Below are 22,114 nucleotides of genomic sequence, written 5' to 3'. Positions count from 1 at the left end.
GACGTTTTTATTTTCCGGTAAAGTGCGGGGTGCGTTTCTCGAGGAATGCAGAAGTACCTTCTTTAAAGTCCTCAGATTTGGTAGCCAAACGGAATGAGTTGGCTTCGGTTTGGTAGCCATTTTCCTGTTCGTTATAGGAAGCGTTTACGCACTGAATAGCCAAGCCAATGGCTTTGGGGCTGTTTTTCAGTATTTTAGCCATGAGCTCTTGTGCAGCAGGCATCAGTTGTTCGTGGCTATCCACCACTTGGTTGACCAAGCCCCAGTCCAAAGCCTTGTTGGCATCAATCATTTCGGCAGTTAGAATCATTTCCAAGGCGCGCCCTTTGCCTATCAATTGGGGCAGGCGCTGGGTGCCCCCATAGCCGGGAATGACGCCCAGTTTTACCTCAGGCAAGCCAAATTTGGCAGTCTTCACGGCAACGCGCAGATGACAAGCCATAGCCAGCTCGCAGCCTCCGCCCAAGGCAAAGCCGTTGACGGCAGCAATCACCGGTTTGTAGGCTTGTTCAATCATGGCAAAGATTTCTTGTCCTGCTTCCGAAAACTTGCGGCTGTCGAGTTCAGTCAGCTGAGCGATTTCGCTGATGTCAGCACCAGCAACAAAAGCTTTTTGACCTGCGCCAGTAATAATCACTCCTTGAATGCTGTCGTCGTCATAGACGTTTTGCATGGCTTGGCGCAACTCTTTCAAGGTAGCTGCATTAAGGGCGTTGAGCTTGCTCTCTCGGTTGATGGTAATGAGGGCAACTCTTTCATTGACTTCAAACAAAATATTCTTAAAGTCCGGCATCATGGTTGCGGTTTGGTTGGGGGTTCTATTTCCGATGTTTTATCTGTACATTACAGCATTGAGTGCCTCGATGGTGCGTTTTACATTGGGCAGGGTGGCTTCCACCAAAGTAGGGGCATAACCCAGTGGCACATCCATGCTATTGACACGGCGTACGGGGGCATCCAGATAGTCAAAGGCAAAGCGTTGGATGTGATAGGTCAGTTCCGAAGAGATGGCGCCTAAGGGCCATGCTTCTTCGACAATCACCGCTCGGTTGGTTTTCTTTACCGACTGAATCACGGTTTGGTAATCGATAGGGCGCACGGTGCGCAGGTCGATGACTTCTACTTCAATGCCTTCTTTTGCCATTTCATCGGCGGCAGCTAAAGCTACTTTCATCATTTTGCCGAAAGAGATGAGCGTGGCGGCATTGCCTTCGCGCACTACTTTGGCTTTGCCTATGGGAATAAGGTATTCTTCTTCGGGCACTTCGCCTTTGTCGCCATACATGAGCTCCGATTCCATGAAAATCACGGGGTCGTCGTCGCGGATGGCAGACTTGAGCAGCCCCTTGGCGTCGTAGGGGTTGGAGGGCACCACTACCTTCAAGCCGGGGCAGTTGGCGTACCAGCTCTCAAAGTTCTGGGAGTGTTGGGCAGCCAGTTGACCGGCATTGCCCGTAGGTCCTCGAAAAACGATAGGCACTGGGTATTGTCCTCCCGACATCTGCATCATCTTGGCAGCACTGTTGATGACTTGGTCTATGGCTACCAAAGAGAAGTTGAAAGTCATAAATTCGATAATAGGACGCAAGCCGTTCATGGCAGCCCCTACGCCGATGCCAGCAAAGCCCAGTTCCGAAATGGGGGTATCGATGACGCGTTTGGGTCCGAACTCTGCCAACATGCCTTCACTGACTTTGTAAGCGCCATTGTATTCGCCTACTTCTTCACCCATAAGAAACACGCGTTCGTCGCGGCGCATTTCTTCGCTCATGGCTTCGCGCAGGGCTTCTCTGAATTGTATTACTCTCATATCGTATTTGCTTAGTTGAATGCTTTTGGGAAAGTAAATGTTTATGAGGTGGTAAAAATAGAAATTTAACAAACAATTCTCAACATTGTGCAAATGAATCGATACAATGGGCATTTGGCAGGCGAAAAAAGTCGAAAGCTTGTATCTTTGTTTTTGTTCAAAAAAACATCATTGTGATGCGCTTCATTGTTTCTCTGGCAACAGCTTTATGTTTGTTTTTCAGTTCTTTTACTTTGCGTCATGACTTTCATGCAAGCCTTGCCGATGTGCGCTACAATGTCGAAAGCAAGCACTTTGAGGTGGCGTTGCGTGTATTTACCGACGATTTGGAAGCAGACTTAAGCAAGTTCACTGGAAAACAAATACGTTATCCGAAGCAAGGAAAAGACAAAAGTCCAGACCCTTTCTTGGTTGCTTACCTCAAAGAGCGCTTTTATCCTGTTTACAAGGGCAAGCCGTTGAACGACATCCGCTATTTGGGCAAAGAAAATGTGGTGGATGTAACATGGATTTACTTTGAAATACCGGCATCCGACATCCGAGCAGAGAAACTGGAGTGGCAATACAGTGTGATGCTTGATTTGTTTGACGACCAAAGTAACCTGCTCAATATTGAATATCGTGGGCGAAAAGCTACCCTACTTTTTGACCGCGCACATCCTCGGCTGCCAGTAGAGTGGAAATGAAACGGCTTTCGATAGAGTGCTTTGTCCTTGTTTTTCGAGGCATTATGTAGATTTGTATCAAATTCACCAAAAAAACAGACCTTATGTCCGGAATATTCACTTTGCCTATCCCGAAAAATGAACCTGTATTGAGTTATGCACCGGGAACACCCGAGCGTGCAGCCCTGAAAGAAGCGCTTCGTTCGCTCAAATCACAAGAATTAGATATCCCCATGATAATTGGCGGGCAAGAGGTGCGCACCGGGCAGGTGGTGCGCATTGCACCGCCTCATGAGTTGTCGCACACCTTGGGGTACTTTCACAAAGGGGGCAAAGAGGAAGTAGAACAAGCCATACGGGCTGCCCTCAATGCCAAAGAAGCATGGGAAAACATGGCATGGGAGCAGCGCTTGTCTATCTTCTTGAAAGCAGCCGAGCTGATTGCTGGTCCTTATCGTGCCAAGCTGAACGCGGCTACCATGTTGGGGCAGTCGAAAAATGTGTTTCAGGCAGAAATAGACTCGGCTTGTGAAATGGTCGATTTTCTGCGCTTCAATGCTAAATTTGCCGAGCAGATTTACCGTGAGCAGCCCGAGTCGGCAGCTGGCATGTGGAACCGCATGGAGCACCGCCCCTTGGAAGGCTTTATCTTTGCCTTGACGCCTTTCAACTTCACCTCTATTGCGGGCAACCTGCCTACTGCCCCTGCCATGATGGGCAATGTGGTGGTATGGAAACCTGCCGAAACACAAATCTATTCTGCCCATGTGTTGATGGAAATCTTCCGTAAAGCTGGTTTGCCCGATGGTGTCATCAACTTGATTTTTGTGGACGGACCCGTAGCCGGTGAGGTTATCTTCTCACATCCTGAATTTGCCGGCTTGCATTTTACTGGAAGCACGGCTACTTTCCAACACCTGTGGCGCACTATTGGCAACAACATCGACCGCTACAAATACTATCCGCGCATTGTGGGCGAAACCGGCGGAAAAGACTTCGTCGTAGCACATGCTTCTGCCGATGCCAAAGCGCTGGCGGTAGCGTTGGTACGTGGGGCATTCGAGTATCAGGGGCAGAAATGTTCGGCTGCTTCGCGCGCCTACATCCCTGCCAACTTATGGGAGGAAGTGAAGCAATACATGTTGGAAGACTTGGCAAGTATGAAGATGGGCAGCCCTGAGGACTTTACCAACTTTATCAATGCTGTGATTGATGAAAAAGCATTCAACAAAATCACTGCTTACATAGACGCAGCCAAGCGAGCACCCCATGTGGAGTTGGTTGCCGGTGGCAATTACGATAAGTCGAAGGGTTACTTCATTGAGCCTACGATTTTGCGCACCGACGACCCCATGTACACGACCATGTGTGAGGAGATTTTCGGTCCTGTGTTAACGGTGTATGTATATCAGCCCGAGAACTACGAAGATACACTCAGTTTGGTGAACCAAACTTCGCCTTATGGCTTGACTGGTGCCCTCTTTGCCCAAGACCGCTATGCTATAGAACTGGGCACCAAAAAATTGCGCCATGCAGCCGGCAACTTCTATATCAACGACAAGCCTACTGGTGCAGTAGTGGGGCAACAGCCCTTTGGCGGTGGGCGTGCATCGGGCACCAACGACAAAGCGGGTTCTATCTTGAACCTGCTGCGTTGGGTATCGCCGCGCGCCATCAAAGAAACCTTTGTGCCGCCGGTAGATTACCGCTATCCGTTCATGAAGGAAGCCTAACCAACGGTTTCAATAAGCAAAAGCCCGGTGTGCTGCCGGGCTTTTTTGTGTTGCTTTGGCTCGGAAGAGTGTTCCTTTGGCTTTCTGTGTTATTTTTGTGTGTGCAAGGCGTTGCGTCTGTTTGCGGTTTCGATATCGTCTGTGTTTATGTTGAAGTTGATTGACAAGTACATCCTGCGGCAATTTCTGATTACTTTCGTTTACGTCGTTTTTATCTTCATCTCTATTATTGTGGTGATTGACATCATAGAGAAGCTGGAAGATTTCCACAACATGCCCGCCACAGTAGAGATGATTATCACGCAGTATTACTTGAACTTTATCCCTTACATTGCCAATACCATCAGCCCCATCATGGTGTTTATTGCCACGGTGTTTGTAACCTCGCGCATGGCAAACCGCACCGAGATAGTCGCTATTTTGAGCAGTGGTGTGAGTTATGTGCGTTTTTTGCGTCCTTATCTGATAGGTTCTTCTATTTTGGCAGTCATTACTTTTTATCTTATCAACTGGGTGATACCAGATGCCAACAAAGTGCGTGTAGATTTTGAAAATACCTATATCAAGTCGCGCTATTATTTCGACCAGCGCAATGTGCACATACAAGTAGCGCCTGAGGTATATGCCTACATGGAAAGCTACGACAACATTTACAATATAGGTTATCGTTTTACGTTGGAGCGTATCCAAGACGGGCGGCTGATGGAGAAGCTGGAAGCGCCCCGTATTGTGTGGGACAGCACCAAAAATAAATGGCATATTGACCGCTACATGCTACGCAAAATAAACGGCATGAAGGAAGAGCTGAGTTTTCATGACGGAGTGGATACCACTTTGAATCTTTCGCCCGAAGACTTTCAAAGCAAGCACCTGTTCAATGAAAAACTGACTTTGCCGGAGTTGAACGAATACATTGCTTTGCTGAAGTTGCGTGGCTCTGAAAACGTGCAGATGTATTTGATAGAGAAATATTTGCGATTTACTTATCCCTTTGCCATGATTATCCTGACGGTCATAGGGGTGCTGGTGTCTTCGCGCAAAAGCCGCCGTGGGGTAGGTGCCCAGATAGCTTTGGGTTTCGTCTTGGCGTTCATTTACATCTTGTTCTTTATCTTGAGTCGGGCGATAGCCAATGCGGGCAATATGCCTGCTATGTTGGCGGTGTGGTTGCCCAACCTCGTCTTTGCTGTGATTGGTCTTTTCATTTATCGCGTTACGCCTAAATAAACGGCTTTTTATGAAAGCGAATTTTAAAGATTATTTGCATTTACACTTTATTGTGTTTGTGTGGGGTTTTACGGCTGTGCTGGGCGACCTCATCAGCATTCCGGCGGTAGAGCTGGTTTTTTGGCGCACCTTGCTTGCTTTTGGTGGCATGGCTGCTTATATGCGTTGGCGGCGGGTGCCCTTGCGCATTGAGCGCCGTGCGCTGCTACCCATCTTATTGACCGGCAGCCTGATTGCTGCTCATTGGATTTTGTTCTTTGCAGCTGCCAAAGTAGCCAATGTGTCTATATGTTTGGTTGGTTTGGCTTCGGTTACGCTGTGGACAAGCATACTGGAGCCGCTCATCAATCGGCAGCGCATCAAATTGCTGGAGGTGCTACTGGGGGGCGTGATGATTTTCGGGCTGTATCGTGTGTTTGCCGCAGAGTTTTCCTACGCCTTGGGGTTGGTGTTTGCCATTATTTCGGCACTTTTGGGCGCTCTGTTCAGCATATTGAATGCCCGCCTTGTGAAACAATACCACTATTATTCCATCACCTTGTATGAAATGCTGGGGGCTTGGGTTACTTGTGTGTTGTTTTTGCCTTTCTACAAAACTTTTTGGACAGAAGAGCTGAAGTTAATGCCCACGCTCACCGATTGGGTTTATTTGTTGATATTGTCAGGCATATGCACCGTGTATGCTTTCTCGGCAAGTGTGAAGTTGATGAAGAAGTTTACGGCTTTTGCAGTGAATTTGACCGTAAACCTCGAACCAGTGTATGGTATCTTGTTGGCTTTTTGGCTGCTGGATGAAGCCAAGTACCTGTCTGCCGACTTTTTTACAGGCGGTAGCATCATTTTGACGGCAGTACTTGCCTACCCAGTATTGAACTATTGGTTTTATGGTCGAAAAAAGAAAGCGCACATAGAACCTATGCGCGCTACACATGTTGACTAAGCTCACTTTTTATTCTTCCATTTGCTTGGCTTCGTTCCAGATGGCGTCCATTTCGGCTAAAGTCATATCGTGGAGAGCACGCCCTTGTTCTCGGGCTTTCTGCTCCAGGTATTGAAAGCGACGGATAAATTTTCTGTTGGTGCGCTCAAGGGCTGTTTCGGGGTTGATACCTGCCAAACGGGCGTAGTTGATGAGCGCAAAAAGCAAATCGCCAAACTCTGCTTCGGCTTGTTCTTGGTTTTTTAGCTTGCCTTCTTGCAGGTGGTCTTTGAATTCGTGCAGCTCTTCTTCCACCTTATCGAGTACTTGCACGGCTTCGTCCCAATCAAAGCCCACAGCACGGGCTTTTTCTTGTATGCGCATGGCTTTGACCAAAGCGGGCAATGCTTTGGGTACGCCGAAAAGCACCGACTGTTGCCCCTCGGCTTGTTTGAGTTGTTCCCAGTTTTTCTTTACCTGCTCTTCGTTGTCGGCTTGCACATCGCCGTAGATGTGTGGATGGCGGCGGATGAGTTTTTCACAAAGCTGGTGAATCACGTCGGCAATGTCGAAGGTACGGGTTTCGGAGGCTATGCGTGCATAAAAGACGATATGCAGAAGTACGTCGCCCAATTCCTTTTTGATTTCTTCCATGTCGTTCGAAAGGATGGCGTCCGACAGTTCATATACTTCTTCTATGGTGAGGTGGCGCAGGCTGTCGATGGTTTGTTTTTTGTCCCATGGGCATTTTTCGCGCAGCTCGTCCATGATGTCCAACAAACGCCCAAATGCCTGTAGTTTTTCTTCTTTTGTGTGCATGATTTTTTAAATTAGCCGGTACGACAAATTTAGTGAAATTCAACTGTATGGAACTGCTTCATCATAGAACTTATGGCGAGGGACCGGCAATTGTATTGTTGCACGGCTTCTGCGAAAGCTCTTCTATCTTTAAGCATTTTTTACCTTCTTTGACGGCTCATGGGCAGGTGATAACCATGGATTTGGGAGGCTTTGGGCGAAGTGCGGGTCGTCTGCCTCAGCCAGTGAGCATGGACAGTATGGCGCAGCAAGTCGCAGCTGTGCTTGACCATCTTTCAATAGAAAAAGCTGTTTTCATTGGACATTCATTGGGTGGCTATGTGAGCTTGGCATTTGCCGACCTCTACCCTGCAAGGGTTAAAGGCTTGTGTTTGTTTCATTCTACTGCTCTTGCCGACAGCGAAGAGAAAAAGCGTACACGTAACAAGGTGATAGAGTTTGTAAAGAAAGTGGGCGTGCCTGCGTTTATCGATTCTTTTGTGCCTCCGCTCTTTTATGAAGGACGGCGCGAAGAACTGAGCGACTTTATTGAAGTATTGAAAGCAGAGGCAGCCCAAACGCCGCTGGCATCGGTGGTAGCAGTAACCGAAGCCATGCGCGACCGCCCGGCAAGACTACATGTATTGGAAAAGGCAGATTATCCTGTGTGTTTCATCATTGGGAAAAACGACACAGCCGTAGCTTTGGAAAGCTACATGCAGCAAATTGCACTACCCAAGCAGAGCACTGCTCATTTTTTGGGAGAAACTGGGCATATGGGTATGTTTGAGCGTCCGCAGGAATGTCTGCAGTTTTTGCTTGCCTTTGTGGAGCAATGCTTTTAGTTATCAAGTGCCAAGTCGGCAAAAGCAAAAGCGTGCTTGTGCGTGCTACCATCGGCAAGCTTATACTCATAGCTTTGCCGTTTGATGCCCCGACAGACAACCGGAAGCGTTGCTTTGAAAAAAGCGGCATCGTAAACGAAAGTGTGGAATTCACCTTTTTCGCCGAATATGTCCACTTCTGGAAAACGACGGGCATAGTCAGTGGGGTGATAGTCCTTGCCTACTGCATGGATGGGCAACTTGTCCAAGTTGGCAGCACATACGACAGTCCGTATGTCTGTTTCTTCAAAAAACTGCGACAGCAGAGTATAGGGCATTTGCCAAAGGGGAAACAGCGCTTGTATGCCGGCTTTTTGGCACAAGCTTAGGCGGTATGCTTTTAGGTCTTCGAGGTGCAGGTCGCCAAAAGCCACCTGTGCAAAGCCTTCTGCCTGTATTTTCTGGTAGAAGGCACACATGGCTTGCTCGTAGGCACTGTTGTCGGCAGCTGGTGCTACGCTTATGAACTGCAAGCTTACCCCCATGGCGTGTGCCTGTGCTTCTATCAAAGATAATGGCACGCCGTGCATGCTCACACGTCCGAGCGCTTGGTTGATAGCGCAATGCAATTGAATATGAGCTTGTGGATACAATTGGCGCAGCCGTGCATAGCACATTGCCGAGTCTTTGCCGCCGCTCCAGCTGAGGTGAATCTGCATAAAGCTTGCATTTATTTGAATCTAAAATTACAGACAGCAAGTTGCCCGCTCAAAAAGGTATTTCGAAATGGCAACACTGCCACCCATAGCATGAAGTACTTCTGCTAAAATCTTTTTATTCAAGTGCTTTAATAATCGAAAAAAGGCAGCTATCTTTGACCGGCAAATAAAGGATTTAAACTTTTATTTGCCATGTCTGAAAACAGCAAAATTCTTTACGAAGCACTCACTTACGACGACGTGCTTCTTGTGCCTGCCTACTCAGAAGTACTTCCACGCGACGTAAGCACGCGTACCCGCCTCACCCGCGACATTGAGCTCAACATCCCCATTGTAGCGGCAGCTATGGATACCGTGACGGAGTACCGCTTGGCAATTGCCATGGCGCGTGAAGGAGGTTTGGGGTTCATTCACAAAAACATGCCCATAGAAATGCAAGCCGAGCAGGTGCGCAAGGTGAAGCGTTCGGAAAGCGGCATGATTATAGACCCTGTAACCTTGCCCGAAGAGGCTACTTTGGCAGATGCCCAGCGCATCATGAGTGAGTTTAAAATAGGCGGTATTCCGGTAGTGGACAAACAGGGGCGTTTGGTGGGCATTATCACTAATCGCGATTTGCGTTTTCAGAAGAAACTATCACGACCAGTGAGCGAGGTGATGACCAAAGAAAACCTTATCACAGCATCGGAGGGCATCACCCTCGAAGAAGCCGAAGAAGTGCTGCAAGAACATAAAATAGAGAAGCTGCCCATCGTAAACAAAGAAGGCTTTTTGGTCGGCTTGATTACCTATAAAGACATTATCCGGCGGCGCAACTATCCCAATGCCTGCAAAGACCACTTGGGGCGTCTGCGGGTAGGGGCTGCCGTAGGTGTTACGCACGACATCTTAGAGCGCGTGGCACTGCTGGTAAAAGCAGGCGTAGATGTCATCAGTATAGATACTGCTCATGGGCATTCGCGTGGGGTGCTCGAAGCAGTGAAGAAAGTAAAACAGGCATATCCCGACTTGCCGTTGGTAGCAGGCAACGTTGCTACTGGGGCAGCTGCCAAAGCTTTAGCTGAAGCCGGTGCCGATGCTGTGAAAGTGGGCATAGGTCCCGGTAGCATCTGTACTACCCGCGTGGTGGCGGGGGTAGGTGTGCCGCAGTTGAGCGCTGTCTTGGAAGTAGCTGCCGCTTTGAAAGGTACCGATATACCGGTGATTGCCGATGGAGGCATTCGCTACTCGGGCGATGTGGTGAAAGCCTTGGCAGCAGGTGCGCATACTGTCATGATTGGTTCGCTGCTGGCAGGTACCGAAGAGTCGCCCGGTGATGTGATTATTTTCGAGGGGCGTCGTTTCAAGACTTACCGAGGCATGGGGTCGCTCGAAGCTATGGAGGCGGGTTCCAAAGACCGCTATTTCCAAGATGTAGAAGACGATATCAAAAAATTGGTGCCTGAGGGGATTGTGGGGCGCGTGCCTTACAAAGGAACTGTAGGCGAGGTGATTTATCAGCTGGTAGGCGGCTTGCGTGCTGGCATGGGTTACTGTGGTGCCAAAAACATAGCGGCTTTGCAGGAAGCCAAGTTTGTGCGGATTACCAATGCCGGTGTGCGCGAAAGCCATCCGCATGACGTCATCATTACGCACGAAGCGCCCAACTATAGCACACGTTAAGCTTGTTTTGTCGCGGGCACTTTTCAAAGCCATGGCAGCCCATTTGTCATGGCTTTGTTTTTTTTGAATAGCTTGTGGGGCAGCTTACTACAAAGCATCTTTTGCAAGCGAGTAGCAGCTGTTTAGAATTCCATACAAACAAAAATCAATGGGCAAAATGAGCCATAAGCAGGCTTTGTTTAGAAGTTCTTCTACGACATAGCATAGTTGTTTTAGGTAACGGAGAGGAGTGATAGGGCAAGGCATATAAGAGGTGAAGCTCTTTATAAGTTCTGAGCTTTTTTGCGAAGATTTCTGAGAACACAATTCATTATCATCTGTTTTTTCGCTTATCTTAAAGCATTATTTAACCCCAGAAATCATATGCGTTACTTACCCCCTGCTTTGGCAATAGGATTGGCTGCCGTTGTGTCGGCGTTGGTTTTGTCTTATGCTTATTTGAACCGCCATGCACATCAAGATACTATAGAAGTGATTGGCTTGGGCAGCAAAGACTTTAAATCGGATTTGATAGTTTGGCGGGCGTCTTTTTCGCGTAAGGCATTTACCATCAAAGAAGCCTATGCTCTTTTAGACAAAGACCGGGCACTGATAACTGCCTTCTTGCAGCAGCAAGCTGTAAAAAATGAAGAGTATGTCTTCTCGCCCATTTCCATCAGTAAAGATTATGTTTACAGCTATGACCAGCAGGGTAGGCAGTATTCCACCTTCAGTGGTTATGTGTTGTCGCAAACGCTTACCATTGAGTCGAAACGGGTGGATGAAATAGAAAAAACCATGCGCTACATCTCTGGCTTGATAGAGAGCGGCTTGGAAATCATATCTTACGAGCCGGAGTATTATTACACTCAGTTGGCAGAGTTAAAAATACATATGATAGCTGAAGCCACGAAAGATGCGCGCCTGCGCGCCGAAAAAATAGCACAGGAAGCAGGCGCTCGCTTAGGCAAGCTGAAAGAAGCCCGCATGGGAGTGTTTCAAATTACGGCACAAAACAGCAATGAGGACTACTCTTGGGGAGGCACCTTCAATACTTCCTCGAAAATGAAAACCGCCAGCATCACCATGCGTCTGACTTTTGAAGTGGACTGAGTAGCTTACTTGAAGAGCGGCTTTCGTTGCCGCCTCGGGGAGGCTTATCAGTAACTTTCCGATTCGTTGGGAAAATCCACTGCTTTTACGTCTTTGATGTATTGCGCTACGGCTTCGGTGATGACACTGTGTAGGTCAGCATAGCGACGCAAGAAGCGCGGGTTGAAGTCTTTGGTAATACCCAGCATGTCGTGCAATACGAGCACCTGCCCGTCTACGTTGGGACCAGCCCCAATGCCAATAACAGGTATATGCAGTTGCTGGGCTACGCGGGCTGCCAGCTGACGCGGCACTTTTTCTAGTACGATGGCAAAGCAGCCGCATTCTTGTAGTATTAGAGCGTCTTCTATCAGCTTTTTTGCTTCGGCTTCTTCTTTGGCGCGCACGCTGTAGGTGCCAAATTTGTAAATAGACTGCGGTGTAAGTCCCAGATGCCCCATTACGGGAATGCCGGCACTAAGAATGCGCACGACGGACTCTTTGATTTCGGCGCCCCCTTCCATCTTGATAGCATGCGCCCCGGATTCTTTCATGATGCGGATGGCTGAGCGCAGCGCTTCCGACGAATTGCCTTGATAGGAGCCGAAGGGCATATCGACCACCACCAGGGCACGCTTGGCAGCACGCACTACCGACGACGCATGGTAAATCATTTGGTCTAAGGTAATGGGCAGGGTGGTTTCGTGCCCTGCCATGACATTCGAGGCAGAGTCACCTACCAAAATAACATCGATGCCAGCAGCATCGACCAGCTTAGCCAAAGAATAGTCGTAGGCAGTAAGCATGCTTATTTTTTCCCCGTTTTGCTTCATGGCTTGAAGCGTGTGGGTGGTTACTCGTTTCACTTGTGAGTGTATAGACATAGGCTTGTAGTTTAAGTTAGAGCAAAACAATAAAATTTACCATTCTTATTTTTTAGCCAGCCAATCTTCTGGGTTGAGGGGGGTTTGGTTTTTATATACATAAAACTGAATGGTAGTAACGCCATCGTGATCGGTAAGGGCAACGCCCAGCTTTTGCCCTATCTGCACCTCTTGCCCGTCTTTTACTAGTACCTGCGACAGGTTACTGTAGCTTGTGAAGTAGTTGCCGTGGCTTATCATAATGGCATAGCCGTGTCCGGGCACGGTAAATACTTTTTCCACTTTTCCGCCAAAAACAGCATACACGCTTTCGCCCCTTTGGGTTTGTATTTTCACACCGTAGTTGTTGATATATATTTTTTCCAGCACGGGGTGCTCGCTGATACCAAAAGGTTGTGCTATAAAGCCCACTTTCACGGGCCATGGCAATTTGCCCTGATTAGATTCAAACGATTTGGCTACGGCAGCACCTTCGGGAGTAAGTACCATCTTTTTGCCTTCGCTATCGCCGCTTTTTTTGATTTCTTCCTTTACAGCATTCACAATCATCTCTTCGAGCTGTGCCAGGGCTTTTTGTTCTTCCTGCAGTTTGGCACGCAACTCTCGCTCCCGCTTGTTCAGTTCTTCTATTGCTTTGTTTTTCTCTTCCTTGAGATTATTGAGCTTTTGCGTCTCTTCTTCCAACAAAAGCAGTGCTCTTTCTTTCTCCTTTCGTTGTTGCATGACGCGCCTATTTTCCGATGCCAGCATTTGCTTGGTTTTCTCTATTTCCTCGAATTGAATGGCGCGTATGTTGGAATATTGGCGCAGGTAGTTGAGGCGGCGGAAAAACTGGTTGAAAGAAGAGGATGAAAACAGGAAGGTGAGTTTGTTGTAAGAAGAGTGAATTTTGGAGGCTTGGTAAATCAAGCGGGCATATTCCTTTTTCATGTCGGCAAGGTCGCGTTCCAGTGCCGAAATGATAAGTTCGGTTTCGCTAATGTTGCGGTTGAGATATTGTATTTCCTTGCGGGTGTTTCTGATAAGCTCTTCACGGTTACGAATGGCGGCATTGATGGCGTTGAGCCTGCCCAAGCTGACGCCTTTTTCCTGGCTTGTTTCCCGCAAGATGCGGTTGGCTTCTTCTATGCGTTTGAGTTGCTCTATACGCCGCCGCTCTAACTCCTGCTTACTTTGAGCAAGCAGGAGGGGCGGTTGAGCAAGCAGCAGTATCCATATGAAAAGGGCGCCTCTAATCACGGTCGAAAAGTAGTCTTTCACCGGTTTGCGACTCGTCGAATTGTCCGTTGACATAGGCAAGGTGCCCCGAAACAATAGTATGTGTGATGGTAGCCGGGAAGGTGAAGCCCTCCAAAGGCGACCACCCACATTTGTAGTATATATTTCCTTTTTCAATGCTAAATGGTTGGTTCATGTCGAAGAGCACGAGGTCTGCCCAATAGCCCTCACGCAGGAAGCCCCGCTCGTGTATGTTGAAACAAACGGCAGGGGCATGGCACATCTTCTCCACTATTTGGGGCAAGGTAATCCAATCTTGACGTGCAAAATGCAGCATAATGAGCAGTGAGTGTTGCACCAAAGGCAAACCGGAGGGAGCTTCCCAATAAGGGCGCTGTTTTTCTTCCCAAGTGTGGGGGGCATGGTCGGTGGCAATCACGTCGAAGTAGCCCTCGTGCAGAGCTGTCCACAAGGCTTCGCGGTGTTGAGCTTCTTTAATTGCCGGATTGCATTTGATGAGGTTGCCCATGGGTTCGTAGTCTTCTTTGGAAAACCAAAGATGATGCACGCATACCTCTGCGGTGATGCGCTTTTGGGCAAGCGGCGTTTGGTTGTCGAACAAAAATGCTTCATCGCCGGTGGATATGTGCAGGACATGCAAACGGGTGTTGTATTTCTTTGCCAATTCTACCGCCATGCGCGAAGACTTGAGACAGGCTTCGACGTTGCGCACTTCGGGGTGAATGGAAGCAGGCGGGTTGTCGCCATATTTTTTACGGTAGGCAGCCATATTGGCACGTATGGTGGCTTCATCTTCGCAGTGAGTGGCAATAAGGGTAGGCGCTTCCTTGAACAACTTTTCCAGTGTGTGGTAATTATCTACGAGCAGGTTGCCTGTGGAGCTTCCCATAAACACCTTGATGCCACAGACGCGTTGCGGGTCGGTGCGCAGCACCTCGTCGAGGTTGTCGTTCGAAGCACCCATGTAAAAAGAGTAATTGGCAAGTGAACGCCGGGCTGCTATTTGGTACTTTTCTTCAAGCAATTCTTGGGTAAGGGTAGGCGGTTGGGTGTTGGGCATTTCCATGAAAGTAGTTACACCACCAGCCACTGCTGCCTTGGCTTCGGTATATATTTCGGCTTTGTGGGTAAGCCCCGGCTCACGGAAGTGCACTTGGTCGTCGATGACACCGGGCATTAGAAATTTGCCGGCGGCATCAATCACAATGTCGGCTTGCAGGTGGCTAAGGTTGTCATCGATGCGCTCTATGCGCCTGTTTTTTATGAAAACATCGGTTTCATAAATGCTTCCTTCGTTGATGGCGCGACAGTTGAGTAAAAGAATGCTTTTGCAACTCATATGTTAAGAATGTAATTGTTGCCAAATAAGGTCTTTCAAAGGCTGTAGGTTTTTACCTGTTATCGAAGATATAAAAATAGACGGAATATCGGTAGGAAGCGTTTGGCGAATTTCGGCTTCCAGCTCTTTGTCGAGCATGTCGGCTTTGGAAATAGCCAAAATGCGTTTTTTGTCGAGCAGTTCCGGATTGTATTTTTCCAACTCCTTGAGCAAGGTGCGGTATTCTGCCACAATGTCGGGCGAGTCGGCAGGTACCAGAAACAACAGCAGGGAGTTGCGCTCAATATGACGTAAGAAACGGATGCCTAAGCCTTTGCCTTCGGCAGCCCCCTCGATGATGCCGGGGATGTCTGCCATCACAAACGACTGAAAATCGCGGTAAGGCACTACGCCCAAGTTGGGTGTCAGGGTGGTAAATGGATAGTCGGCTATTTCGGGCTTGGCAGCGGAAACGACAGATAACAAGGTGGATTTGCCCGCATTGGGGAAGCCTACCAGCCCCACGTCGGCAAGTATTTTCAGCTCCAGGATAATCCACTTTTCGATGCCCGGTTCACCGGGTTGGGCATAGCGGGGAGTTTGGCGTGTAGCCGATTTGAAATGCTGATTGCCCAAGCCGCCACGTCCCCCCGGAAGCAATATCTTTTCTTCGCCGTCTTGGGTGATTTCGAGCAATACTTCACCCGTTTCGGCATCGCGGGCGATGGTACCCAAAGGCACTTCTATGATTTCGTCTTTTCCGCTGGCACCGGTTTTGTTGTTTCCTCCTCCGGGCTGCCCATCTTCGGCGCGTATGTGTTTGCGGTATTTTAGGTGCAAGAGCGTCCACAGTTGCGCATTACCACGCAGGATGATATGTCCGCCACGCCCACCGTCGCCTCCGTCGGGACCGCCCTTGTTTACAAATTTTTCTCTGTGGAAATGCACAGCACCTGCGCCCCCTTTACCAGAGCGAAAACAAATTTTTACGTAGTCGATGAAGTTAGGTGAACTCACAGTTTGTGGTATTTTATGCACAAAGGTAAGCAAAACTTGAGTGAGAGTAAGAAAAAGCTTTATGTTTCAGTGAAAAGGCACAAAAAAAGCCGCCTTTCGAGGGGCGAAAGGCAGCCGTTTGCAGCTTCGAGCAGTTGTCTTTTTTAGCTGGGTACTACGGCAGCAGCTTTTTCAAGGGCATCGATGCTGGCTTGGAGAATGTCGAAAGCCACTTCTGCCATACGGTTGCCCTTGTCATCCAGCATAGGGTTGATTTCTACCATTTCCCAGCACACCACCTTTTCATTTTCGCAAAGCAGGCAATTGATTTTTTTAGCTTCTTCTGCTGTCAAACCGTTGGCAACGGGTGTGCCGGTGCCTTTTGAAATGGAGCTGTCCATGCTGTCCACATCAAAAGAAACGTAGAGGATGTCGCAACTCCCTAGGTAATTGAGGGCACGGTTTACGGTGTACTCTGCCCCATGGTAGCGCACCTCTTCGACGGATATGTGTGGAATATGATGTTTTTCTATAAGAAAAGCTTCTTCGGCTTCGAAGCTGCGCAAGCCTATGAAAACAATATCCTGCGATAAGATATGCCTACCTCCGGCTAAGTTTTTCAGCTTATTCCAGCATTCAATGGTTTCTTTTTTGGGTTCATTGCGTTTGCAAGCCAGATTGTCTTCGCCCAAGGCTAATGCCAGTGGCATACCGTGCATGTTGCCAGAGGGGGTGGTGTAGGGCGAATGCATGTCGGCGTGTGCGTCAATCCAAACTACGCCCAAGCGCTTATTGGGGTAGGCACGCATCAAAGCAAAGATGGTGGCGGCTGCTGTGGAGTGGTCGCCTGCCAGCACTACATTGCGAGTGTAGCTATGCAAAGACTTTTCTATTTCCCTGCTGATGCCGTCTGCAATGCGGGTATAGGCATCGATGTAGCGGGCATGCTGAAACGAACTTTCTTCATACAACACGTCGTTTTCGTGTGGTACATATTGAATAGGATATTGCTTAAACAAAGGGATATGACGGTTCCACCCCACGACCTTCAAAGCCTCTATGCCTAAACTGGCACCACGAGTGCCCGCACCAATTTCAGAAGGTACTCCTACTATATTTACTTTGCGTTCCATAATCAGCGTTTTTGACAAGATTTTGAGAAAGGAAAGGAAAAAATAAGCCAATGAATAAGCATTTGACACGATAAAAGCGTTTTTCTTTTTAGAATTTAGCTAAATTCGTGTCTTTGAATGAGAGGCAAATAACTAACAACGTGCAATGAAAACATACCGTGAACTGATTGAACAGACCTTTTACTTTCCTACCCAGGAGTTTCGGGTAGAAGACGATGAGCTGTTTTTCAACGAAGTGCCTTTAATGGAACTCGTGAATTCCTATGGTACTCCCACAAAGCTAACTTATTTGCCGAAAATTAGTGAAAAGATTCAAGAAAGTAAAAGGTTATTTAACAATGCCATTAAAAAGTATAAATATTCCGGTAATTACACCTATTGCTATTGTACCAAATCTTCGCACTTCTCTTTTGTAATAGAAGAAGCGCTGAAAAACGACATTCACCTAGAGACCTCTTCTGCCTACGATATCCCTATCATATGGAGCATGCATCGCAAAGGGCTTTTTGGCAAAGACCGCTACATTATATGCAACGGCTACAAGCGCCCGATATACACCCAATATATCCGAGAGTTGCTTGAATCTGGCTTTGAAAACTGCATTCCGGTTTTGGATAATTTGAAGGAGATAGACGCTTATGAAGAAGTGAATGCCAAAGAAATAAAATTAGGGATTCGTATTGCCGCCGACGAAGAACCCAATTTTGAGTTTTATACTTCCCGCTTGGGAGTGCGTTATAGTGATATCGACCGCTTGTATCGCGAGCGCATCGCCCATCACCCCAAGTTCAAGCTGAAAATGCTGCACTTCTTCATCAATACAGGCATCAAAGATACTGCCTACTACTGGAGTGAGCTGAGCCGTTTTATGTATAAATACTGTGAGCTGAAAAAGGTGTGCCCAGATTTAGATATAGTGGACATAGGAGGGGGGTTCCCTATTAAAAACTCCTTGCAGTTTGAGTATGACTACGAGTACATGATTGAGCAGATTGTATCCAACATCAAATGGATATGTGAGAAAAATCATGTGCCTGTGCCCAATATATTCACCGAGTTTGGCTCTTTTACCGTGGGCGAAAGCGGGGCGGTGCTCTATAAAATCATAGACCAAAAACTGCAAAACGACAAAGAGCTTTGGTATATGATTGACGGCTCTTTCATTACCCATTTGCCCGATGTGTGGGGCATCAACCAAAAATTCATTTTATTGCCTCTGAACCACTGGGATAAACCCTTCCATAAGGTAAACCTTGGTGGGCTGACCTGCGACAGTCTGGACTATTACAACTCCGAAGCGCATAGTTCCGAAGTATTTTTGCCGGTAATAGAAAACGAGGACGACCCCTTGTATATAGGCTTCTTCCATACTGGGGCTTACCAAGAATCACTGGGTGGCTACGGGGGCATTCAGCACTGCTTGGTGCCCGCTCCGCAACATGTCATTGTGGATAGAGACGAGCAAGGCAAGGTGCGTTCTCGGCTGTTTGCACCTGAACAAAGCAGTGAGTCTATGTTGCGTCTTTTGGGCTACACTTCCTGAAGCGGCTCGATTTTTGTAACTTACATGTTTAAATATCGTTTGTGTAAAGTAAAACGCAGAAAGTGTTATGAAAAAGTTCATTGCTTTTTTACTTATAGCCGGTTTAGTGGGACTTGCCTCTTGCACTAAGCGCTATACTTGCCCCACTTATCTCAAGGATACCAAAACACCTGCTAAAGAGGTGCGTGCTTAGTTGTCTTTTGTTGAGGCTTGTAGGATAATGCCAGTAGCTTCTGCCAGTGAATGAGCGGTGTAATCTGCTGATTCGCAGGCAGCTTCTTTTTTTCCTGATATGAAAATGGTGCGCAAGCCTACTTTTCGGGCAGCTTCTATGTCGCGTGTGCTATCGCCTACCATCCAAGAGCGTGAGGGGTTTATACGGTGTAGTGCAAGAGCTCTTTCCAGCATCAGGCTTTGCGGTTTGAATGCCAACGAACGGCTGACAGAAGGGTGCATGGGCGCAAAAAACAAGTCATCGAGTCGTATGCCGCACGCTTGCATCAAGTAATGATGGCAGTGCCACACGTCTTCGGCTGTATAAACGCCTTTGCTGATGCCTCCTTGATTGGTGATAACAATGAGCTTGAAACCGGCAGCCTGCAATCGGTGCAGGCTCTTACACACGCCCGGCAGCAGCTCGAAATGTCCGGGATGGTAGGTGTACGCGCCCCGTTCCCGATTGAGTACGCCGTCGCGGTCCAGAAAAACAGCTTGGTGTTGCAACATGTAATTACTTTTTTGGTGGCTTTTTTACAAAGTTGAGCTTTTTTTGATTTTTTTTTGACAAACAAACCTATTCGCCCTTTGAGAGTTTTGAACATTTTTCTAATATTGAACAGCTCAAACTTCCATTTGAAAACTGGCAACCCATGGCAAAACTGAAGAACATAATTAAGCAACTTTCGAAAGAAGATTTTGAAAATATTTACAATTCTCTGATAGAAAGTAGCGCGGAGAAGTCTGCTTATTTGCTCAAGTTCTTATATCAAAATAAGCTCCCTGATTCCAAAATCATGGAGGAACTGGACGTAAATTCAAATGCCTACTATACTTTACGTTCGCGTTTGAATCAAAAAATAGAGGAGTACCTGCTCGAGCAGATAGAAAGCCCTCGTACTGATTTATTGAAAAAGGTGGCTAACATTACGGAAGTTATTTTTACCAAGAAGCGCCCCATCATTATTGCCACCCTCAAAAAGCTTGAAAAGGAGCTGAAGGACTATGACCTATCCAATGAACTTACGATTGTTTACAAAACACTCAAGCGCTTACATATTCACCAACCCGAGCAATATTACAATTATTCGCAGCTTTACAACCGCCATGTGGCTTATATGCTTTCGGTGGACAAAGCCGAAATGCTCATTACCGAGTATTTCAAAAAGTATGGTGATTATTTCTTCACCCAAGACGAAACCGATAAACTGGAGCTGACGCTCATGCGTAAAGAGCTGCTGACCACAGCCAAATTGTACGACTCGCACAGGCTTTATATTTTCAAAGCTTGTGTGGATATTTTCCATCGTTTGTTCGTAGAGCCGGAAGAAAGCATGGAAGACGAACCCATAGAGGACATGCTGCGGCGAGCCGAAGAGATTTTCTCCATGTACAACTTAGACCCCATTTATTATCATCTGCAGATTGTGTTTGAGTTTTTGCGCCTGGAGTACTACAATCATTACAAAGTGTATCGGAAAGTAGAAGACTATTTCGATGAAGTGAACGACTCTTTGTCCAGCTTATTGACCAACTATTCGCTTTATACCTTTCCTGCCCGCTTCCTTTACACCAAGATAGAACGTCATCTACGTATGGACTCCGAGCGGGATATTTATCCAGAAAACGAGGCACTTTTTTATGACTTTGAGCCCGATAAAAACGACCTTCCTACCTATGTGAGTTATGTTTGCTACCGTGCATTGAGTTGCTATTATGTGAAGGAGTTCAAAGAAGCAGCCAAATGGTTGAATGACCTGCTCAACGATGTGTCTTTGAAGAAGTATGCTTTTGTGCATATGAATGTGAAGCTGCTGCTGGCGTTGCAGTACTGCATGCTGCATGATGTCGAGCTGTTCAATCAGTTGGCAAGCAGCATTCAGCGGCAGATTCGCCTGCATGGCAAAGAGAATTGCCAGTATGAAGTAGGCTTTTTGAAGATATTGAAAACGCTTACCAGTCCCAACAAACGAAACAAACCGGAGAAAGTGCGTGCTTTAGTCAATAAGTTGAGCCAAGCAACGCCACGTCTCTTCTGCCCCGTGCAGTATGTGAAAATAGACGAGGAATTTATAAATTGGGCACTTTCTTAATTTTTTGGATAAAAAAACAATTTCCTATCTATGAGTGGAGAAAAAATTACCATTCGGAACGGTAAACTCTATGTGCCTGATAATCCGATTGTTCCTTTTATTGAAGGAGATGGTACGGGCGTTGATATTTGGCCTGCAGCAAAGCGTGTGATTGATGCAGCCGTAGAAAAAGCATATGCAGGCAAGCGCCGCATCGTATGGAAAGAAGTGCTGGCAGGCGAAAAGGCTTTTAACAACGTAGGCAGCTGGCTGCCAGAAGAAACACTTCAAGCATTTAAAGAGTATTTGGTAGGCATCAAAGGTCCTTTGACTACCCCGGTTGGCGGAGGTATCCGTTCGTTGAATGTAGCCTTGCGTCAAGACTTGGACTTGTACGCCTGTGTACGTCCGGTGCGTTGGTTTGAAGGCGTGCCTTCGCCGGTGAAACATCCAGAATTGTGCGACATGGTGGTGTTTCGGGAAAATACCGAAGACATCTATGCCGGTATAGAGTTTCAAGAAGGCACCGAAGATGTGAAGAAATTCTTGGGATTGCTGAAAGAAGCTTTTCCGGAGCGCTATAAGAAAATACGTTTCCCCGAAACCTCTGGTATAGGTGTCAAGCCTGTATCGCGCGAAGGAACTGAACGCCTGGTGCGGGCAGCTATCAACTATGCCTTTCAATACAAGAAACCTTCGGTAACTCTGGTGCACAAAGGCAATATCATGAAGTTTACCGAAGGGGCATTCCGTGACTGGGGCTATGCTTTGGCAAAACGCGAATTTGGTGCAAAAGACTACGAAGGAGGTCCTTGGCAAATCATTGAAAAAGATGGGCATCAGGTCATTATCAAAGATGTGATTGCTGATGCCTTCTTGCAGCAGATTTTGTTGCGTCCTGAAGAGTATTCTGTTATTGCTACATTGAACTTGAATGGCGACTACATTTCCGATGCCTTGGCTGCTATTGTGGGAGGGATAGGCATTGCACCCGGTGCGAACATCAACTACGATACGGGGGCTGCTGTTTTTGAAGCAACTCATGGTACAGCACCCAAATATGCCGGGCAAGACAAAGTAAACCCCAGCTCGGTGATTCTATCAGGTGCCATGATGCTCGAGTATTTTGGTTGGACCGAAGCCGCTGAGCTTATCTATAAAGGCATGACCAAAGCTATTTCCAACAAACGGGTAACTTACGATTTTCATCGTTTAATGGAAGGGGCTACGCTATTGAAATGTTCTGAATTTGGTGAAGAAATTGTAAACAATATGTAAGTAATCT

The 22,114-nt window shown here is 47.4% G+C and carries 21 protein-coding genes; 11 read left to right on the top strand and 10 right to left on the bottom strand.

The window, feature by feature from the left end; all coding sequences use genetic code 11:
- Nucleotides 1-7: 7 nt before the first annotated feature.
- Nucleotides 8-793 carry an enoyl-CoA hydratase/isomerase family protein gene (locus FHS56_RS09205; RefSeq protein WP_166920230.1) on the bottom strand — a complete coding sequence of 262 codons (786 nt, stop codon included), beginning with the start codon at nucleotides 791-793 and terminating at the stop codon, nucleotides 8-10.
- A gap of 39 nt (nucleotides 794-832) precedes the next feature.
- Entirely contained in the window at nucleotides 833-1,810 is a 978-nt protein-coding gene (locus FHS56_RS09200; RefSeq protein WP_166919966.1) for a pyruvate dehydrogenase complex E1 component subunit beta, read from the bottom strand.
- Nucleotides 1,811-1,986: 176 nt separating this feature from the next.
- Here FHS56_RS09200 and FHS56_RS09195 point away from each other — a divergent pair, with 176 nt between their 5' ends.
- The 4 genes from FHS56_RS09195 to FHS56_RS09180 all read left to right on the top strand — a co-directional run bounded on the left by FHS56_RS09195 (nucleotide 1,987) and on the right by FHS56_RS09180 (nucleotide 6,375).
- On the top strand, nucleotides 1,987-2,496 hold the full coding sequence (locus FHS56_RS09195) for a DUF6702 family protein (RefSeq protein WP_166919964.1): 510 nt from the start codon (nucleotides 1,987-1,989) through the stop codon (nucleotides 2,494-2,496).
- 83 nt (nucleotides 2,497-2,579) lie between these two features.
- Nucleotides 2,580-4,208, top strand: a complete 1,629-nt coding sequence (gene pruA / locus FHS56_RS09190) for an L-glutamate gamma-semialdehyde dehydrogenase (RefSeq protein WP_166919962.1) — start codon at nucleotides 2,580-2,582, stop codon at nucleotides 4,206-4,208.
- Nucleotides 4,209-4,358: 150 nt separating this feature from the next.
- On the top strand, nucleotides 4,359-5,435 hold the full coding sequence (locus tag FHS56_RS09185; protein WP_166920228.1) for an LptF/LptG family permease: 1,077 nt from the start codon (nucleotides 4,359-4,361) through the stop codon (nucleotides 5,433-5,435).
- 10 nt (nucleotides 5,436-5,445) lie between these two features.
- On the top strand, nucleotides 5,446-6,375 hold the full coding sequence (locus FHS56_RS09180; protein WP_166919960.1) for a DMT family transporter: 930 nt from the start codon (nucleotides 5,446-5,448) through the stop codon (nucleotides 6,373-6,375).
- 9 nt (nucleotides 6,376-6,384) lie between these two features.
- On the opposite strand, the gene mazG is transcribed toward FHS56_RS09180, so the two are convergent.
- A complete protein-coding gene (mazG, locus tag FHS56_RS09175; RefSeq protein WP_166919958.1) occupies nucleotides 6,385-7,173 on the bottom strand; it encodes a nucleoside triphosphate pyrophosphohydrolase in 789 nt (262 codons plus the stop codon).
- A gap of 47 nt (nucleotides 7,174-7,220) precedes the next feature.
- Here mazG and FHS56_RS09170 point away from each other — a divergent pair, with 47 nt between their 5' ends.
- A complete protein-coding gene (locus tag FHS56_RS09170; RefSeq protein ID WP_166919956.1) occupies nucleotides 7,221-7,997 on the top strand; it encodes an alpha/beta fold hydrolase in 777 nt (258 codons plus the stop codon).
- On the opposite strand, the gene FHS56_RS09165 is transcribed toward FHS56_RS09170, so the two are convergent.
- Complete coding sequence (locus tag FHS56_RS09165; RefSeq protein ID WP_166919954.1) at nucleotides 7,994-8,695, bottom strand: Dph6-related ATP pyrophosphatase; 702 nt, start codon at nucleotides 8,693-8,695, stop codon at nucleotides 7,994-7,996. The two genes, FHS56_RS09170 and FHS56_RS09165, sit on opposite strands and share 4 nt — an antisense overlap.
- A 192-nt stretch (nucleotides 8,696-8,887) precedes the next feature.
- Here FHS56_RS09165 and guaB point away from each other — a divergent pair, with 192 nt between their 5' ends.
- Nucleotides 8,888-10,357 carry an IMP dehydrogenase gene (gene guaB, locus FHS56_RS09160; protein WP_166919952.1) on the top strand — a complete coding sequence of 490 codons (1,470 nt, stop codon included), beginning with the start codon at nucleotides 8,888-8,890 and terminating at the stop codon, nucleotides 10,355-10,357.
- A 363-nt stretch (nucleotides 10,358-10,720) separates the two neighbouring features.
- A complete protein-coding gene (locus FHS56_RS09155; protein ID WP_166919950.1) occupies nucleotides 10,721-11,449 on the top strand; it encodes an SIMPL domain-containing protein in 729 nt (242 codons plus the stop codon).
- 47 nt (nucleotides 11,450-11,496) lie between these two features.
- Here the strand turns inward: FHS56_RS09155 and panB are convergent, their stop codons facing one another.
- The 5 genes from panB to FHS56_RS09130 form a co-directional block, all read right to left on the bottom strand.
- Nucleotides 11,497-12,312, bottom strand: a complete 816-nt coding sequence (gene panB, locus FHS56_RS09150) for a 3-methyl-2-oxobutanoate hydroxymethyltransferase (protein ID WP_166919948.1) — start codon at nucleotides 12,310-12,312, stop codon at nucleotides 11,497-11,499.
- A gap of 45 nt (nucleotides 12,313-12,357) precedes the next feature.
- A complete protein-coding gene (locus FHS56_RS12045; RefSeq protein WP_166919946.1) occupies nucleotides 12,358-13,572 on the bottom strand; it encodes a murein hydrolase activator EnvC family protein in 1,215 nt (404 codons plus the stop codon).
- Nucleotides 13,544-14,890, bottom strand: a complete 1,347-nt coding sequence (locus FHS56_RS09140; protein WP_166919944.1) for a dihydroorotase — start codon at nucleotides 14,888-14,890, stop codon at nucleotides 13,544-13,546. Before FHS56_RS09140 ends, FHS56_RS12045 begins: the two co-directional genes overlap by 29 nt.
- A gap of 3 nt (nucleotides 14,891-14,893) precedes the next feature.
- Nucleotides 14,894-15,886, bottom strand: a complete 993-nt coding sequence (gene obgE / locus FHS56_RS09135) for a GTPase ObgE (protein ID WP_166919942.1) — start codon at nucleotides 15,884-15,886, stop codon at nucleotides 14,894-14,896.
- A gap of 143 nt (nucleotides 15,887-16,029) precedes the next feature.
- Nucleotides 16,030-16,998 (bottom strand): arginase, encoded by a 969-nt coding sequence (locus FHS56_RS09130; protein ID WP_166919940.1) that lies wholly within the window; start codon nucleotides 16,996-16,998, stop codon nucleotides 16,030-16,032.
- A gap of 145 nt (nucleotides 16,999-17,143) precedes the next feature.
- Between FHS56_RS09130 and FHS56_RS09125 the strand changes: the two genes are divergently transcribed.
- Both FHS56_RS09125 and FHS56_RS12000 read left to right on the top strand, forming a co-directional pair.
- Complete coding sequence (locus tag FHS56_RS09125; RefSeq protein ID WP_166919938.1) at nucleotides 17,144-18,541, top strand: type III PLP-dependent enzyme domain-containing protein; 1,398 nt, start codon at nucleotides 17,144-17,146, stop codon at nucleotides 18,539-18,541.
- 67 nt (nucleotides 18,542-18,608) lie between these two features.
- Nucleotides 18,609-18,734 carry a hypothetical protein gene (locus FHS56_RS12000; RefSeq protein WP_262886448.1) on the top strand — a complete coding sequence of 42 codons (126 nt, stop codon included), beginning with the start codon at nucleotides 18,609-18,611 and terminating at the stop codon, nucleotides 18,732-18,734.
- Here FHS56_RS12000 and FHS56_RS09120 read toward each other — a convergent pair.
- The gene (locus tag FHS56_RS09120) at nucleotides 18,731-19,267 is read right to left on the bottom strand and encodes a D-glycero-alpha-D-manno-heptose-1,7-bisphosphate 7-phosphatase (RefSeq protein ID WP_243844194.1); all 537 of its coding nucleotides are present in this window, start codon (nucleotides 19,265-19,267) and stop codon (nucleotides 18,731-18,733) included. The genes FHS56_RS12000 and FHS56_RS09120 overlap by 4 nt on opposite strands.
- A gap of 143 nt (nucleotides 19,268-19,410) precedes the next feature.
- Here FHS56_RS09120 and FHS56_RS09115 point away from each other — a divergent pair, with 143 nt between their 5' ends.
- Both FHS56_RS09115 and icd read left to right on the top strand, forming a co-directional pair.
- Complete coding sequence (locus tag FHS56_RS09115; RefSeq protein ID WP_166919936.1) at nucleotides 19,411-20,850, top strand: hypothetical protein; 1,440 nt, start codon at nucleotides 19,411-19,413, stop codon at nucleotides 20,848-20,850.
- A 30-nt stretch (nucleotides 20,851-20,880) separates the two neighbouring features.
- Entirely contained in the window at nucleotides 20,881-22,107 is a 1,227-nt protein-coding gene (icd, locus tag FHS56_RS09110) for an NADP-dependent isocitrate dehydrogenase (RefSeq protein ID WP_166919934.1), read from the top strand.
- Nucleotides 22,108-22,114 lie beyond the last annotated feature (7 nt).

The sequence above is a fragment of the Thermonema lapsum genome, from assembly GCF_011761635.1.
Classification (GTDB): domain Bacteria; phylum Bacteroidota; class Bacteroidia; order Cytophagales; family Thermonemataceae; genus Thermonema; species Thermonema lapsum.
The sequence above is the reverse complement of the archived record's forward strand: the minus strand, read 5'-3'. Positions and strand labels throughout refer to the sequence as shown.

What these genes read in the sequence shown, in the direction of transcription:
- FHS56_RS09140 (WP_166919944.1), bottom strand. Translation starts at nt 14,890, where the DNA reads ATGAGTTGCAAAAGCATTCTTTTACTCAACTGTCGCGCCATCAACGAA.
- FHS56_RS09180 (WP_166919960.1), top strand. Translation starts at nt 5,446, where the DNA reads ATGAAAGCGAATTTTAAAGATTATTTGCATTTACACTTTATTGTGTTT.
- FHS56_RS09125 (WP_166919938.1), top strand. Translation starts at nt 17,144, where the DNA reads ATGAAAACATACCGTGAACTGATTGAACAGACCTTTTACTTTCCTACC.
- FHS56_RS12000 (WP_262886448.1), top strand. Translation starts at nt 18,609, where the DNA reads ATGAAAAAGTTCATTGCTTTTTTACTTATAGCCGGTTTAGTGGGACTT.
- panB (WP_166919948.1), bottom strand. Translation starts at nt 12,312, where the DNA reads ATGTCTATACACTCACAAGTGAAACGAGTAACCACCCACACGCTTCAA.
- FHS56_RS09130 (WP_166919940.1), bottom strand. Translation starts at nt 16,998, where the DNA reads ATGGAACGCAAAGTAAATATAGTAGGAGTACCTTCTGAAATTGGTGCG.
- FHS56_RS09200 (WP_166919966.1), bottom strand. Translation starts at nt 1,810, where the DNA reads ATGAGAGTAATACAATTCAGAGAAGCCCTGCGCGAAGCCATGAGCGAA.
- guaB (WP_166919952.1), top strand. Translation starts at nt 8,888, where the DNA reads ATGTCTGAAAACAGCAAAATTCTTTACGAAGCACTCACTTACGACGAC.
- FHS56_RS09165 (WP_166919954.1), bottom strand. Translation starts at nt 8,695, where the DNA reads ATGCAGATTCACCTCAGCTGGAGCGGCGGCAAAGACTCGGCAATGTGC.
- pruA (WP_166919962.1), top strand. Translation starts at nt 2,580, where the DNA reads ATGTCCGGAATATTCACTTTGCCTATCCCGAAAAATGAACCTGTATTG.
- FHS56_RS09115 (WP_166919936.1), top strand. Translation starts at nt 19,411, where the DNA reads ATGGCAAAACTGAAGAACATAATTAAGCAACTTTCGAAAGAAGATTTT.
- FHS56_RS09170 (WP_166919956.1), top strand. Translation starts at nt 7,221, where the DNA reads ATGGAACTGCTTCATCATAGAACTTATGGCGAGGGACCGGCAATTGTA.
- FHS56_RS09155 (WP_166919950.1), top strand. Translation starts at nt 10,721, where the DNA reads ATGCGTTACTTACCCCCTGCTTTGGCAATAGGATTGGCTGCCGTTGTG.
- FHS56_RS09205 (WP_166920230.1), bottom strand. Translation starts at nt 793, where the DNA reads ATGCCGGACTTTAAGAATATTTTGTTTGAAGTCAATGAAAGAGTTGCC.
- icd (WP_166919934.1), top strand. Translation starts at nt 20,881, where the DNA reads ATGAGTGGAGAAAAAATTACCATTCGGAACGGTAAACTCTATGTGCCT.
- mazG (WP_166919958.1), bottom strand. Translation starts at nt 7,173, where the DNA reads ATGCACACAAAAGAAGAAAAACTACAGGCATTTGGGCGTTTGTTGGAC.
- FHS56_RS09195 (WP_166919964.1), top strand. Translation starts at nt 1,987, where the DNA reads ATGCGCTTCATTGTTTCTCTGGCAACAGCTTTATGTTTGTTTTTCAGT.
- FHS56_RS09120 (WP_243844194.1), bottom strand. Translation starts at nt 19,267, where the DNA reads ATGTTGCAACACCAAGCTGTTTTTCTGGACCGCGACGGCGTACTCAAT.